Origin of the sequence: Bacteroides uniformis (genome assembly GCF_025147485.1) — a bacterium.
GTDB lineage: Bacteria > Bacteroidota > Bacteroidia > Bacteroidales > Bacteroidaceae > Bacteroides > Bacteroides uniformis.
The window spans coordinates 2,806,177-2,820,096 of the sequence record NZ_CP102263.1; the positions used below are offsets into that span (position 1 = coordinate 2,806,177).

Here is a 13,920-nt window from a genome sequence, read left to right on the forward strand (position 1 = left end):
AAAAAATGAGATGCATTGCCGGAGCAATACATCTCATCCTATTGTTAATATTTTATCCGTTTATAGCGGAATGTATTCCACAAAGGCTTCCATCGCCTCATAGGAAGCAAGTCCGAGGCTGTCATACAAGGCAGCTGTTCCGCGGTTACGGTCCTCGCTGCGTTGCCAGAACAGACGTTCGTCATTGCCCAGGAACGGTGCGCTTTCCATCTGCGATTGATGCTTCAGGATAGAGTTACGCTTGGCACGCAGTTCTTCCGGGCTGATGGGCACAGCCATCTCGATGTTTTCGATTTCCCATTCGGCCCATGCACCGCGGTACATCCAGATGCGGCATTCCTTCAACCATTTGGCACCTTCTTCTTTTTCCAAGTCAATGGCGGCAAATACGGCGTCCGTACAAACACGGTGTGTGCCGTGCGGGTCGGCCAGGTCGCCGGCAACGAAAATCTGATGGGGTTTCACTTCACGCAATAGGTTGCGTACAATTTCCACGTCTGCTTCGCTGATAGGATTCTTCTGTATCTTGCCCGTTTCGTAGAATGGCAGGTCAAGGAAATGACAGTGATCCAGAGGGATATTATTGTATGTACATGCAGTGCGTGCCTCGCCACGGCGAATCAGTCCCTTGATGGTCAAGATGTCGCGTGTATCCATGTCACCGTCTTTCTTCTCCTTCAAGTATTTACGGATTTCAGTATATTTGTCATTGATGACCTGGTCTTCGCTGTTGTTGAAGATTTGGTTGAACCCGTTGATGAAGTGCAGGAAGCGGATAACTTCTTCATCGCCTACGGCAATGTTACCGGAAGTTTCGTAAGCCACATGCACGTCATGTTTCTGCTCTACCAGACGACGGATGGTGCCTCCCATGGAGATAACGTCATCATCGGGATGCGGAGAAAATACGACCACACGTTTTGGATAGGGCTTTGCACGCTCAGGACGATAGGTGTCGTCAGCATTCGGCTTGCCGCCCGGCCATCCGGTGATGGTATGTTGCAGGTCATTGAATATCTTAATGTTCACGTTATAGGCTGAGCCGAACAATGCCAGCAGTTCGCTCAGACCGTTTTCGTTGTAGTCCTTGTTGGTCAGTTTCAGAATGGGTTTTCCGGTGAGTTGGCACAACCAGACGATGGCACTGCGGATGAGCTTGTCGTTCCATTCGCAGGAGGTTACCAGCCAGGGGCGTTGGATACGCGTCAAATTGGCGGCGGCAGACAAGTCGATAGCTACATGTGCATTGTTGTGAGTCTGCAGATAAGATGCAGGGATAGTATCTGTTACCGGACCTTCAACGCATTCTTTCACCTTTTGCGCTTTCTCCTCACCCCATGCCAGCAGATATATTTTCTTTGCCGAGAGGATGGTGGCTACTCCCATGGTGATGGAGCTGATGGGGGTATTTTCAATGCTACCGAACATCTTGGAAGCTTCATTGCGGGAGTCGTTGTCCAGCAATATCAGACGAGTGGTAGAGTTCAGGCGTGAACCCGGTTCATTGAAACCTATATTACCTACACGGCCAATGCCCAGCAAAGCGATGTCTAAGCCACCGAAACTTTCAATGCGCTGCTCGTAAAGACGGCAATATTCAAAGATGGCGTCTTTGGCGATGGTGCTGTCGGGGGTGAAAACATTCTGTTTGTCAATGTCCACATGGTCTATCAGCATTTCCTTCAATGCGTTGAAGTTGCTGTTGATGGCATTGGGAGCTAATGGATAATATTCGTAGAGGTTGAATATGACTACGTTGCGGAAACTTAATCCCTCTTCCTGGTGCATACGTACCAAGTCTGCATATACATTGCGCGGAGAGTTACCGCCTGCCAGTGCCAAGACACAGAAACGTCCCGCCTTTTGCTTGTCACGGATTAACTGTGCAATGTCAAGGGCAATCTGGTTGGCGCCTTCTTCCGCAGACTCATAAATATCTGTCGGGATTTTTTCCAGTCGGGTCAATACCGACCGTTCAAATGCATTCTCAGGTCTATAGTACCTGGGGGAGACTCTGTTGAGAGTGATTTGAGAGCTTAGATTGGTTTTCATAAAATTTATTATTAATAAATGATTAAGTATTGAACTGTTCTTTCAATCAACAAATATACGAAAAACAATGTTCATCCGCATATTGCTGAAGATTAATTAAGAAATACTGGTCGTCCCATATCTCATATGGGTTTTGACGGTTGTACGGAAAGTGTCTTCGGTCATTCCATAAAGTCACGGCCAACCGCCACCGTGAGTATGGATTTTACGTTGGGTCAACATAGGATTTAGGGGTTAGAATTATTAAATTAATCATGTTGTCGCTTTGACATTGTTTCGAAGGACAAAAATAGGTACTTTTTGGAGAAGATGTACTCCTTCTTTTGGGTATTTTCATTAAATACTCTAAAAAAGAGGATTTGGTGCATTTTGTATAATGTCTCGTTCGTTTGGGGTATAAGTGAGGATAATCATATAAAAATAGACCATTCATCGCACTTTTTGTCGTTTGGGTTTGTTATATTTGTGTGTGTTTATAAACTCTAAAATATCAATGTATGAAAAGCTGGAAAGTAGAAGCAGCCATCATAGCCGTGGGGCTGCTTTTGTTGGGAATCATGGTAAAAGGCGGTATCAACAATTTTGTGAATAAGGACCGTGTGGTCAGTGTGAAAGGGCTGGCCGAAATGGAAGTGCCTGCCGACAAGGTAGTCTGGCCTCTTGTCTACAAAGACATAGGTAATGACCCTGCACTGCTTTATGCCAATATGGAGAAGAAAAACGCTGCCGTCGTGAGTTTCCTTGAAAACAACGGTATTGAGAAGGAGGAAATCAGTATTGCACCGCCCGAAGTGATTGATATGCAGGCCGAACGTTACGTTGACCGCAACGTGGCCTATCGTTATAATGCCACGTCTGTCATCACTGTCACTTCCAAGAATGTGGATAGGGTGCGTAAGCTCATGTCGGGGCAGGCTGAACTCTTGAAGCAGGGTATTGCCATCACGGGAGGGGATTATAAATATAATGTGTCTTATGAATTCACCGGTCTCAACGAAGTGAAGCCCAGAATGATAGAGGAGGCCACGAAGAACGCTCGTGCTGCAGCCGAGAAGTTTGCCAAGGATTCGGACAGTGAACTGGGGAAAATCCGCAATGCCTCGCAAGGGCAGTTCTCCATAAGTGACCGCGATGCCTATACTCCTTATATAAAAAGCGTACGTGTAGTGACTACTGTGAACTATTATTTGAAGAAATAACGAACTCGTCCGCATCTTTCCAAGCGGGAAACTTTAGCCTGAACTCCTGCAGGGAGGAAAGGTTGAGGGAGGCGGTGGCAATCGCCTCTTCGTTGTCGGGCACAGTGGCAAGCACTTCCCCCTTCGGAGAGTAGACCACACTGCCTCCGCTGTGTGGAATGTCTCTGCCGTCCTTGCCGATACGGTTGACACCGCAGACATAACTGATGTTTTCCAGCGCGCGCGCTTGCAGCAGGATGTCCCAGACTTTCCGGCGGGGAATGGGCCAGTTGGCGACGTAAATCAGGAGGTCGTATTCATTGCTCGTATTGCGGCTCCAGACCGGGAAACGAAGGTCATAGCATACAAGCAGCAGTATGTTCCAGCCGCGATATCGGATGATGGGACGCCGGTTACCGGAGGTGAAATGTTCTGTCTCGTGCCCCATCCGGAAGAGGTGGCGTTTGTCGTAATAGTAAGTATTGCCTTCGGGCGTAAGGAAGAATGCGCGGTTGTAGTAGGATGGCTTTCTGCCTTCCGAGGCTGTTTCGCAGGCAATATAGCTGCCGGCAAGAGCAAGCCGGTACTCTTCGGACCATTGGCGCAGTGTTGCGATGGTTTCTCCCGTTGTGGGTTCGGCCAAGCTGGCGGTGTCCATACTGAAGCCGGTGGAGAATGTTTCCGGTAAAACAACAATCTCCGTTGTTCCACGAAGAGTTTCTAACTTCTCGCGGAGACGACGGAGATTTTCTTGTTTATTTTCCCAGACGATGTCTGTTTGCAAGATGCTTATTCGCATGGCATTAATGCTTAATACCTGATTAGATATTTCCTAAATCAAAATTTTCGGGATTTTTTCCTTTAAAGTTCTTGAAGTACAGTTTTATCTCGCGCATATCCTTTTCGATGTCTCCGGTAGGCATGACAGCCTTGGTAGAGGAGATGGTCTTGGAAGGATAATCAATCCCGATAAGCATGATGGGCACTTGTGCTTTAAGTGCTATGTAATAAAAACCTTTCTTCCAGTTGGGATTGGCTTTACGGGTTCCTTCCGGTGTAATAGCCAGGTGGAAATGCTTGCTGTTTGCAAACTTTTCGGTCATTTGGTCCACTAAGGAAGATTTACGTCCCCGGTTCACCGGAATGCCGCCAACGGCTTTGAATATCAGTCCCAGAGGAAAAAAGAACCATTCCTTTTTCATCATGAAACTGGTCTTGCGACCGATGGCACCATAAAACAATTTACCGATAAATAAGTCCCAATTGGAAGTATGGGGTGCCGCACAAATTACACATTTGTCGTAGTCGGGCACCGTCACGTTTGTCTTCCAGCCCAGCAGGCGATAATAAATGAAGCTATAAAAGGCTTTCTTCATCTTATTTCAGTTTGCCCATTGCGTCAATAATTTCGTCTACTTTTGCATTGAAGTCAGCACGAAGTTTTTTGTAGAAACCTTTTACATTTCCTGGCTCGGTGTGGCTGATGCGGCTTATGAATTCATCTTGCATTTTCAGAATTTCAGCCATCAGTTCATCGGCTTTTTGTTTGTCTGTTCCAGGCACATATAAGCTGTTTACAAGACACTCTGTGAACAATTCACCTGCAATATAGTTTATATTCTTCTTTAGTTCTTTTCTACTTGCCATAATCTTTACGTTTAAAATGAATAATCTGAATTATTTTCGGTAAAGATAATGTTTTTCTTTGTTAGTGTAGAGCAAAAAAGGGTTTTTATGTGTTTTTAATTTAGTAGTTTTGTGGAATTATTCCACAAACTGTGGACACATTCCACAGGGAAAAATGGAGGATGCCACCATGAATAAAGAACTGCCGTCTGCTTTTCTGCTTGATATATAGTTTGTTAGACGTAATGGATGAGATGGTGATAGATTGGCATCGGATTTGCTTTAATAGAAAGAAACAGGGTTAAATTTAATATACAAACAAGCATGAGACAGTTTTTTACGAAAAAAGAATTGAAACTAAAGAAGAAGAGGTTGCTGATGATGGTTGCCTGCATGGCGGTATTGTTGGCAGGTTACGTTATTCTGACTTGGCCTAAGAAGGTGGAATCGGAAGCTCCTACCGTGATTGTGGAATCTGCGGAAAAAGGAGATGTGGAGATATATGGCGAGTACGTGGGACGTATTCGCGCTCAGCAGTTTGTAGAGGTACGTGCGCGTGTGGAAGGGTATTTGGAGAATATGCTTTTCGCAGAAGGAACATATGTCACCAAGAACCAGGTACTTTTTGTGATAAACCAGGACCAGTATAGGGCAAAGGCTGACAAAGCTCGTGCACAGTTAAAGAAGGATGAAGCGCAGGCATTGAAGGCAAAGCGCGATTTGGAGCGTATCCGCCCCCTCTATGCGCAGAACGCTGCCAGCCAGCTGGATTTGGACAATGCCCAGGCTGCTTACGAGACTGCAGAAGCCTCAGTAGCGATGAGCCAGGCCGATTTGGACCAGGCTGAATTGGAATTGGGATATACGTTGGTCCGTTCTCCGCTATCGGGACATATCAGTGAAAGAAATGTGGATTTGGGAACATTGGTCGGACCGGGAGGCAAGTCCTTGCTGGCTACGGTTGTGAAAAGTGATACGGTTCTGGTAGATTTCAGCATGACGGCATTGGATTACCTGAAAAGCAAGGAACGGAATATCGATATAGGGCGTCAGGACTCTACACGTTCCTGGCAGCCGAACATTACGATTACTTTGGCGGATAATACCGTCTATCCTTATAAGGGCTATGTGGATTTTGCCGAACCTCAGGTGGACCCTCAGACCGGAACATTCTCCGTGCGTGCCGAAATGCCGAACCCTAACAAAGTGTTGTTACCGGGGCAGTTTACAAAGGTTAAGCTATTGCTGGATGTACGTGAGGGTGCTGTCGCCGTTCCTCAAAAGGCGGTTACCATTGAGAAAGGTGGTGCATATATTTTTGTGATGCGCCGGGACTCTACGGTTGAAAAGCGTTTCATTGAACTGGGACCTGAATTTGGCAACAATTGGGTGGTTGAGCGTGGTCTGGTTGCCGGAGAACAAATTGTGACTGAAGGTTTCCACAAGCTGACTCCGGGTATGAAAGTACGTGCCCAGGCTGCCGTTCCTAAAAAGGAGGAAGAGCAGACGAGTGATTCTCTGAACAAGCAGGTTGTTTCCGAAACGAAGCAGACTACTCCGGCTGAGAATAAATCAAAGGACAACAACCCTTCAAAGTAATGATGTTATGAAAGTAAGTTTCTTTATAGACCGCCCGGTATTCTCGGCGGTGATATCGATTGTGATTGTAATTGTCGGTATCATTGGCCTGACCATGCTGCCGGTAGACCAATATCCGCAGATAACGCCTCCCGTAGTGAAAATCAGTGCTTCCTATCCGGGAGCCAGTGCATTGACTGTTTCGCAGGCGGTGGCAACCCCTATCGAGCAAGAGATAAACGGTACTCCCGGTATGCTGTACATGGAGTCCAACAGTTCTAATTCCGGAGGATTTTCAGCTACGGTCACTTTCGACGTGTCTGCCGACCCGGATTTGGCTGCCGTAGAAATACAGAACCGTGTGAAACTGGCGGAGAGCCGTTTGCCAGCCGAAGTGATTCAGAACGGTATTTCTGTGGAAAAGCAGGCTCCCAGCCAATTGATGACTATCTGTCTGACTTCCAGTGACCCGAAGTTCGACGAAATTTATTTGAGTAACTTTGCTACTATCAATGTACTCGACTTGTTGCGCCGTATCCCCGGTGTGGGACGTGTTTCCAACATCGGTAGCCGCTACTATGCCATGCAGATATGGGCGTTGCCCGACAAACTTGCCAACTTCGGACTGACGGTGCAGGATTTGCAGAATGCCCTGAAGGACCAGAACCGTGAGTCTGCTGCGGGTGTTTTGGGACAACAGCCGGTGAAGGGACTCGACATTACTATCCCTATCACTACCCAGGGACGCTTAAGTTCGGCAAAGCAGTTTGAGGACATTGTGGTCCGTGCCAATGCCAACGGTTCCATTATCCGTCTGCGCGATGTGGCGCGTGTTTCATTGGAAGCATCTTCATATAGCACGGAGAGTGGCATCAACGGTGAGAATGCTGCCGTTCTCGGTATCTATATGCTTCCCGGGGCCAATGCAATGGAAGTTGCAAAGAGCGTAAAGGCTGCTATGGAGGAAATCAGTGCAAATTTCCCTGAGGGGATGAGTTATGAGATTCCCTTCGACATGACGACTTATATTTCCGAATCCATTCACGAAGTGTACAAGACGTTGTTCGAAGCGCTGATTCTGGTGGTGCTGGTTGTATTTCTATCCTTGCAAAGTTGGCGTGCGACGGTGATACCGATTGTTGCGGTACCTATTTCCCTGATTGGTACCTTCGGTTTCATGCTTATTTTCGGTTTCTCTCTGAACATACTGACTTTGCTTGGATTGATTCTCGCCATCGGTATTGTGGTGGATGATGCCATTGTGGTGGTGGAGAATGTAGAACATCTTATGGAGACGGAGAAATTGAGCCCGTATGAAGCTACCAAAAAGGCGATGAACGGATTGGCAAGTGCCTTGATTGCCACATCGTTGGTGCTCTGTGCCGTGTTTGTGCCGGTAAGTTTCTTGAGCGGAATCACCGGACAGTTATACCGTCAGTTTACCATTACTATCGCCGTTTCCGTATTGCTTTCTACGGTAGTGGCCCTGACGCTTAGTCCCGTCATGTGTTCGCTCATATTGAAGCCCGACAGTGGAAAGAAAAAGAACATAGTTTTCCGCAAAATCAATGAATGGCTGAACTTGGGCAATCACAAATACGTGGCTGTCATTAACCGGGTCATCAGGAATCCCCGCCGCTTGATGAGTGCGTTCGGCCTGGTACTGGTTGCCATTTTCATTATCCACCGGTTGGTGCCTACCAGCTTCCTGCCGGTAGAAGACCAGGGCTATTTTAAGATAGAGTTGGAGTTGCCGGAAGGTGCTACTTTGGAGCGAACCCGTGTGGTGACCGACCGTGCCGTGCAATACTTGGAGAAGAATCCCTATGTGGCCTATGTGCAGAACGTGACGGGTAGCAGCCCCCGTGTGGGTAGCAACCAGGCACGCAGTGAGCTGACGGTTATTCTGAAACCGTGGGAAGAGCGTAAGGGGATTTCCATCGATAAGATAATGGAGAATGTGGAGAAGGATTTGAAGGAATATCCCGAATGCAAGGTCTATCTTTCCACGCCTCCGGTCATTCCGGGATTGGGTACCTCGGGAGGTTTCGAAATGCAGCTTGAGGCGCGTGGAGAGGCGACGTTTGACAACTTGGTGCAGGCGGCAGATACGCTGATGTATTATGCCCAGAAGCATAAGGAGCTGACGGGGCTTTCATCATCCTTGCAGTCTGAAATACCGCAACTTTATTTTGATGTGGACCGTGATAAGGTGAAAATGCTGGGTGTGCCCCTGGCGGATGTATTCTCTACCATGAAGGCCTATACCGGTTCAGTATATGTGAATGACTTCAATATGTTCAACCGTATATATAAGGTGTATATCCAGGCCGAGGCTCCTTATCGTGAGCATAAGGACAATATCAACTTGTTCTTTGTAAAGGCAAAGGACGGAGTGATGGTGCCGCTTACTTCCTTGGGAAATGCCTCTTATACCACCGGTCCGGGCAGTATCAAGCGTTTCAATATGTTTACCACTGCCGTCATCCGCGGTTCTGCGGCACAAGGCTACAGTTCCGGCCAGGCAATGGAGATTATGGAGCAGATTGCACGTAACCACTTGCCGGACAATATCGGTCTGGAGTGGAGTGGCCTTTCCTATCAGGAAAAGAAGGCGGGAGGACAGACGGGTCTTGTGCTTACGCTGGTATTCCTTTTCGTATTCCTCTTTTTGGCTGCGCAATATGAAAGTTGGACGGTGCCTATCGCTGTATTGCTTTCACTGCCGGTTGCCGCTTTGGGTGCCTATCTGGGCGTTGTGATATGCGGATTGGAGAATGATATTTATTTCCAAATCGGCTTGGTGATGCTGGTGGGGCTTGCGGCAAAGAATGCCATTTTGATTGTGGAGTTTGCCAAGGTGCAGGTTGACAAGGGAGGAGACTTGATACAGTCTGCCATCCATGCTGCCCAACTCCGTTTCCGGCCTATCCTGATGACTTCCCTCGCCTTTGTATTGGGAATGCTTCCTATGGTGTTGGCAAGCGGACCGGGCTCGGCGAGCCGTCAGGCCATCGGTACGGGTGTTTTCTTCGGAATGATATTTGCCATTGTATTCGGTATTGTGCTTGTACCGTTCTTCTTTGTCCTGGTATACAAGACAAAAGCCAAAGTGCAGCATAAGATTAAGAAAGACTGATTTTAAAGACAACGTTTATGAAAAGAAAGAACATATATATTATTTTGTTGCTGAGTATGTTTGCCCTTACCTCATGCAAGGTGGGCAAGAGCTATGTGCGTCCGGAGATGGCATTGCCGGATAGCCTGGCACAGCAGCAGGATAGCATGAGCATAGCCGATGAACAGTGGCAGGCGGTTTATACGGACAGCACGCTGCGTGCTTTGATAGACCGTGCTCTGGAATATAACAAAGACATGCTGATTGCAGCTTCCCGTGTCAAGGAGATGGCTGCCCAAAAACGTATCAGTGTTGCCAACCTTCTGCCGCAGCTCACCGGAAAGGTGGAGGCTGAGCGCGAGGTGGAGAATTACGGTGGTCATAGCCGTGATGTAGGCAATACTTACGAAGCCAAGGCGTTGCTCTCTTGGGAACTGGACCTTTGGGGAAACTTGAGATGGAAGAAAGTGGCTGCTGTGGCCGAATATTTGCAAAGTGTGGAGGCGCAGCGTGCGTTGCGCATGACCATCGTTGCCGAAGTGGCGCAGGCTTATTATGAGCTGGTAGCCCTTGATACGGAACTGGAGATTGTGCGCCAGACACAAAAGGCGCGTGAAGAGGGAGTGCGCTTGGCGCGTATCCGTTTTGAAGGAGGGCTGACCTCGGAGACCTCTTATCAACAGGCTCAAGTGGAGTTGGCTCGTACGGCTACTCTTGTTCCGGATTTGGAACGCCGTATCTCTCTGAAAGAAAATGATATATCCTTCCTTGTGGGGGAATTCCCTACCCGTATCAAGCGTGTCAATTTTCTGCAGGAACTGGATGTGCCGGAGTCCTTACCGGTAGGTCTGCCTTCCGATTTGTTGGAACGTCGCCCCGATGTCCGTGTGGCGGAGCAGCAGTTGAGGGCTGAACATGCCAGAGTGAAAGTTGCTTATACCAATATGTTCCCCCGTTTGGCCCTGACCGGACAATTTGGATTGGAAAGTGATGTGTTATCCAATTTCCTGGAATCTCCCTATTCCTTATTGAATGGGGCAGTCTTGGCACCACTTTTCGGTTGGGGAAAGAACCGTGCTGCATTGAATGCACAGAAGGCTTCTTTTGAAGCCGAAGTGCATAGCTATGAAAAGACAGTGCTGAATGCTTTTAAGGAAGCGAAGAATGCCATTGTAGATTTCAATAAGATAAAGGAGGTCTACCAACTGCGTGCCAAACTTGAACGTTCTGCCAAGGGATATGTGGATTTGGCACAGTTGCAATACATCAACGGCGTCATCAATTATATGGATGTGCTCGATGCCCAGCGTGGTTATTTCGATGCCCAAATAGGGGTGAGCAATGCCATCCGCGACGAACTTATTGCCATGGTAAATGTCTATAAGGCATTGGGGGGTGGCTGGCAAACCGAATGACGTGTGATTAAAGAAGACAGCAAGGGCGTGTATGTACCGAAATATTTGATGGTATATACACGCCCTTGTTCTATAATTGGCTTATTTCATCTAGGATTCTGTATTTAGAGTCTCCTTGTTTTCTTTCTTTTCCTTTGCCTTTTCTACTTCAAGAGCTACGTTTACAGCATTCATGCCTTTAAGGCCACGTTCGAGGTCGAACGTCACAATATTGTTTTCTGCTATATCTGTCAGCACATTGTTAATGTGGAAAAAGTATTTTTCGACCCCGGATAAGTCCTTGATGAAGCCGAAGCCTTTCGATTCATTGAAAAACTCGATACGTCCTCTGCGGATGACCGGTTCTTCCTTGTCTTTTTTGGGAGTTGATATGACGATTTCTTCCAGCTTTATTTCTTCTTTGGGAGTGTTTTCTGCCGGAGGAGTAGAGGTTATCATGCCGTTTTCGTCAACATAGGCAATCATATCTTCAAAGCTATTGGCTTTGTTGGATAGTTTTTTTTCTTCTTTCTTTTTTTGTTTTTCAGCTCGTCGGGCGAGTCTTTTCTTTTCATTTTCACGCTTGTCTGCGGAGATGGATTTGGCCATGTATTTTTATTTATTGAGTTATAAAAAAAGCAGGGGGCATTGCTACAACACCTCCTGCTTTTGTCAGTAGTTAAGAATATTAATATCTTCTAGAGTTGTAACCGCCTCTTCTGTCGCGATTGCCGCCATTGGAAGGTCTTTCTTCGCGGGGGCGTGCCACGTTTACCGAGATTTGTTTGTGGTCAAATTCAGCACCGTTCAATTCGTCAATGGCTTTTTGGCCTGCTGCATCGTCCGGCATTTCTACGAAACCGAAACCTCTGGATCTTCTTGTTTCTCTGTCTGTAATGATTCTTGCAGAAGAAACTTCTCCGTACTCTGAAAATAAATCGTTTAAGTCAGCGTCTGTTGTGCTGAAATTTAAACCTGAAATGTAAATGTTCATTTGAAATTTTAATTAATTGTAATTATTAAATTGGAGTATGGAGAATAATTATGGAAGAGACCGCCTAATAATAGTTGTATATTAAAAGAAGAACAATGCGATAACGACTCGTAACTCAAACTTTGCGGCAAAGATAACACAATAAATCAGTTAATTGCTTTCTTCTCCTTTTTATTTTAGGATAAAAAACGATAAATGTCATTTTATACATTATTTCGGCCTCTCGTTTGCATATCTTACGAAAAAAAGCGAAATTTGCGACGCTTTTAAACGGAACTTTACTAACACCTTTAAATAATTAAGAGAAATGACTAAAAGTGCATTGCAAATTGCAAGGGCTGCCTATCAGCCCAAACTTCCGAAAGCGCTGAAAGGAACTGTTAAGGCTGCAGAAGGCGCAGCTACTCAGTCTGTTGCTGACCAGGAAGAAATCAAGAAATTGTTCCCCAATACGTACGGAATGCCTTTGATTAAGTTTGAAACTACCGATGAGGTGGTTAACTTCCCCGCAATGAACGTGGGTGTTATCCTTTCCGGTGGACAGGCTCCTGGCGGTCACAATGTGATTTCCGGTATTTTCGACGGTATCAAGAAGCTGAACAAAGACAGCAAATTGTATGGCTTTATTCTGGGTCCTGGCGGCTTGGTTGACCATAATTATATGGAACTGACTGCTGACATCATTGATGAATACCGCAATACGGGTGGTTTTGACATCATCGGTTCGGGCCGTACCAAGCTGGAAAAGGAAGAACAGTTTGAGAAAGGTTATGAAATCCTGAAAGAACTCGGCATCAAGGCATTGGTTATCATCGGTGGCGATGACTCCAACACTAATGCTTGCGTACTGGCTGAATACTATGCTGCCAAGAATTATGGCGTGCAGGTAATAGGTTGCCCCAAGACCATCGACGGTGACTTGAAGAATGATATGATTGAAACTTCTTTCGGTTTCGATACTGCTTGCAAGACTTACTCTGAAGTAATCGGCAACATCCAACGTGACTGTAACTCTGCTCGTAAATACTGGCACTTCATCAAGTTGATGGGACGTTCCGCTTCTCATATCGCTTTGGAATGTGCATTGCAGGTTCAACCCAATATGTGTATCATCTCTGAAGAGGTTGAAGCTAAGGATATGTCTTTGGACGACATCGTGACCAGCATTGCCAAGGTCGTTGCTGAACGTGCAGCCCAGGGTAACAACTTCGGTACGGTTCTTATCCCCGAAGGATTGGTTGAATTCATCCCGGCCATGAAGCGTCTGATTGCTGAGTTGAACGACTTCCTTGCTGCCAATGCAGAAGAGTTTGCTCAAATTAAGAAATCTCACCAACGCGATTATATCATCCGTAAACTCTCTCCGGAGAATGCGGCCATCTACGCAAGCTTGCCCGAAGGCGTGGCTCGCCAGTTGTCTCTGGACCGCGACCCGCACGGAAACGTACAGGTATCTCTGATTGAAACAGAAAAGTTGCTGTCCGAAATGGTTGGCACTAAGCTGGCTCAGTGGAAAGAAGAGGGCAAGTTCGTAGGCAAGTTTGCTGCACAGCACCACTTCTTCGGTTACGAAGGACGTTGCGCTGCTCCGTCTAACTTCGACGCTGACTACTGCTACTCTTTGGGTTATGCAGCATCTGCATTGATTGCTAACGGAAAGACCGGTTACATGTCTTCTGTACGCAACACTACTGCTCCTGCCGAAGAATGGATTGCAGGCGGTGTGCCCATCACTATGATGATGAACATGGAACGTCGCCACGGTGAAATGAAGCCAGTTATCCAGAAGGCTCTGGTGAAGCTGGACGGTGCTCCGTTCAAGGCATTCGCTGCTCAGCGTGACCGTTGGGCTATGGAAACAGACTACGTTTATCCAGGCCCTATCCAGTACTTCGGTCCGACAGAAGTTTGCGACCAGGCTACGAAGACTTTGCAGCTGGAGCAGGCTAAATAAGTTGATGCATCAACAAGTTGACAATA

General features: G+C 46.9%; 11 protein-coding genes. 5 read left to right on the plus strand and 6 right to left on the minus strand.

Annotated features, from left to right (window positions below; translation table 11 throughout):
* Positions 1 to 60: 60 nt before the first annotated feature.
* A complete protein-coding gene (locus NQ510_RS10970) occupies positions 61 to 2,052 on the minus strand; it encodes a glucosamine-6-phosphate deaminase (RefSeq protein ID WP_005826674.1) in 1,992 nt (663 codons plus the stop codon).
* Positions 2,053 to 2,549: 497 nt separating this feature from the next.
* On the opposite strand from NQ510_RS10970, the gene NQ510_RS10975 reads away from it, so the two are divergent.
* A complete protein-coding gene (locus NQ510_RS10975; protein ID WP_005826670.1) occupies positions 2,550 to 3,251 on the plus strand; it encodes an SIMPL domain-containing protein in 702 nt (233 codons plus the stop codon).
* Here NQ510_RS10975 and NQ510_RS10980 read toward each other — a convergent pair.
* Genes NQ510_RS10980 through NQ510_RS10990 form a run of 3 tightly spaced genes read right to left on the minus strand, consistent with a single transcriptional unit; the run spans position 3,223 to position 4,877 of the window.
* Positions 3,223 to 4,029: an amidohydrolase gene (locus NQ510_RS10980; protein WP_005826667.1), complete on the minus strand. Its 807-nt coding sequence runs from the start codon at positions 4,027 to 4,029 to the stop codon at positions 3,223 to 3,225. The two genes, NQ510_RS10975 and NQ510_RS10980, sit on opposite strands and share 29 nt — an antisense overlap.
* Before the next feature lie 22 nt (positions 4,030 to 4,051).
* A complete protein-coding gene (locus NQ510_RS10985) occupies positions 4,052 to 4,606 on the minus strand; it encodes a 1-acyl-sn-glycerol-3-phosphate acyltransferase (RefSeq protein WP_005826663.1) in 555 nt (184 codons plus the stop codon).
* 1 nt (position 4,607) lies between these two features.
* The gene (locus NQ510_RS10990; protein WP_005826660.1) at positions 4,608 to 4,877 is read right to left on the minus strand and encodes a hypothetical protein; all 270 of its coding nucleotides are present in this window, start codon (positions 4,875 to 4,877) and stop codon (positions 4,608 to 4,610) included.
* A gap of 303 nt (positions 4,878 to 5,180) precedes the next feature.
* Between NQ510_RS10990 and NQ510_RS10995 the strand changes: the two genes are divergently transcribed.
* From NQ510_RS10995 to NQ510_RS11005, 3 genes are read left to right on the plus strand one after another with little or no spacing between them, the layout of a single operon-like run.
* Positions 5,181 to 6,455, plus strand: coding sequence for an efflux RND transporter periplasmic adaptor subunit (locus NQ510_RS10995; RefSeq protein ID WP_005826657.1), 1,275 nt, complete (start codon positions 5,181 to 5,183; stop codon positions 6,453 to 6,455).
* Between the two features lie 7 nt (positions 6,456 to 6,462).
* Positions 6,463 to 9,573 (plus strand): efflux RND transporter permease subunit, encoded by a 3,111-nt coding sequence (locus tag NQ510_RS11000; RefSeq protein ID WP_005826654.1) that lies wholly within the window; start codon positions 6,463 to 6,465, stop codon positions 9,571 to 9,573.
* A 17-nt stretch (positions 9,574 to 9,590) separates the two neighbouring features.
* Positions 9,591 to 10,967: an efflux transporter outer membrane subunit gene (locus tag NQ510_RS11005; protein WP_005826651.1), complete on the plus strand. Its 1,377-nt coding sequence runs from the start codon at positions 9,591 to 9,593 to the stop codon at positions 10,965 to 10,967.
* A gap of 90 nt (positions 10,968 to 11,057) precedes the next feature.
* Here the strand turns inward: NQ510_RS11005 and NQ510_RS11010 are convergent, their stop codons facing one another.
* Together NQ510_RS11010 and NQ510_RS11015 are read right to left on the minus strand one after the other, a co-directional pair.
* Positions 11,058 to 11,555 carry a cold-shock protein gene (locus NQ510_RS11010; RefSeq protein ID WP_005826650.1) on the minus strand — a complete coding sequence of 166 codons (498 nt, stop codon included), beginning with the start codon at positions 11,553 to 11,555 and terminating at the stop codon, positions 11,058 to 11,060.
* 79 nt (positions 11,556 to 11,634) lie between these two features.
* Complete coding sequence (locus NQ510_RS11015; RefSeq protein ID WP_005826648.1) at positions 11,635 to 11,940, minus strand: RNA recognition motif domain-containing protein; 306 nt, start codon at positions 11,938 to 11,940, stop codon at positions 11,635 to 11,637.
* Between the two features lie 307 nt (positions 11,941 to 12,247).
* Here NQ510_RS11015 and NQ510_RS11020 point away from each other — a divergent pair, with 307 nt between their 5' ends.
* Positions 12,248 to 13,894, plus strand: coding sequence for a diphosphate--fructose-6-phosphate 1-phosphotransferase (locus NQ510_RS11020; RefSeq protein ID WP_005826644.1), 1,647 nt, complete (start codon positions 12,248 to 12,250; stop codon positions 13,892 to 13,894).
* The last annotated feature ends 26 nt before the right edge of the window (positions 13,895 to 13,920 follow it).

What these genes read in the sequence shown, in the direction of transcription:
- NQ510_RS10970 (WP_005826674.1), bottom strand. Translation starts at nt 2,052, where the DNA reads ATGAAAACCAATCTAAGCTCTCAAATCACTCTCAACAGAGTCTCCCCC.
- NQ510_RS10975 (WP_005826670.1), top strand. Translation starts at nt 2,550, where the DNA reads ATGAAAAGCTGGAAAGTAGAAGCAGCCATCATAGCCGTGGGGCTGCTT.
- NQ510_RS10980 (WP_005826667.1), bottom strand. Translation starts at nt 4,029, where the DNA reads ATGCGAATAAGCATCTTGCAAACAGACATCGTCTGGGAAAATAAACAA.
- NQ510_RS10985 (WP_005826663.1), bottom strand. Translation starts at nt 4,606, where the DNA reads ATGAAGAAAGCCTTTTATAGCTTCATTTATTATCGCCTGCTGGGCTGG.
- NQ510_RS10990 (WP_005826660.1), bottom strand. Translation starts at nt 4,877, where the DNA reads ATGGCAAGTAGAAAAGAACTAAAGAAGAATATAAACTATATTGCAGGT.
- NQ510_RS10995 (WP_005826657.1), top strand. Translation starts at nt 5,181, where the DNA reads ATGAGACAGTTTTTTACGAAAAAAGAATTGAAACTAAAGAAGAAGAGG.
- NQ510_RS11000 (WP_005826654.1), top strand. Translation starts at nt 6,463, where the DNA reads ATGAAAGTAAGTTTCTTTATAGACCGCCCGGTATTCTCGGCGGTGATA.
- NQ510_RS11005 (WP_005826651.1), top strand. Translation starts at nt 9,591, where the DNA reads ATGAAAAGAAAGAACATATATATTATTTTGTTGCTGAGTATGTTTGCC.
- NQ510_RS11010 (WP_005826650.1), bottom strand. Translation starts at nt 11,555, where the DNA reads ATGGCCAAATCCATCTCCGCAGACAAGCGTGAAAATGAAAAGAAAAGA.
- NQ510_RS11015 (WP_005826648.1), bottom strand. Translation starts at nt 11,940, where the DNA reads ATGAACATTTACATTTCAGGTTTAAATTTCAGCACAACAGACGCTGAC.
- NQ510_RS11020 (WP_005826644.1), top strand. Translation starts at nt 12,248, where the DNA reads ATGACTAAAAGTGCATTGCAAATTGCAAGGGCTGCCTATCAGCCCAAA.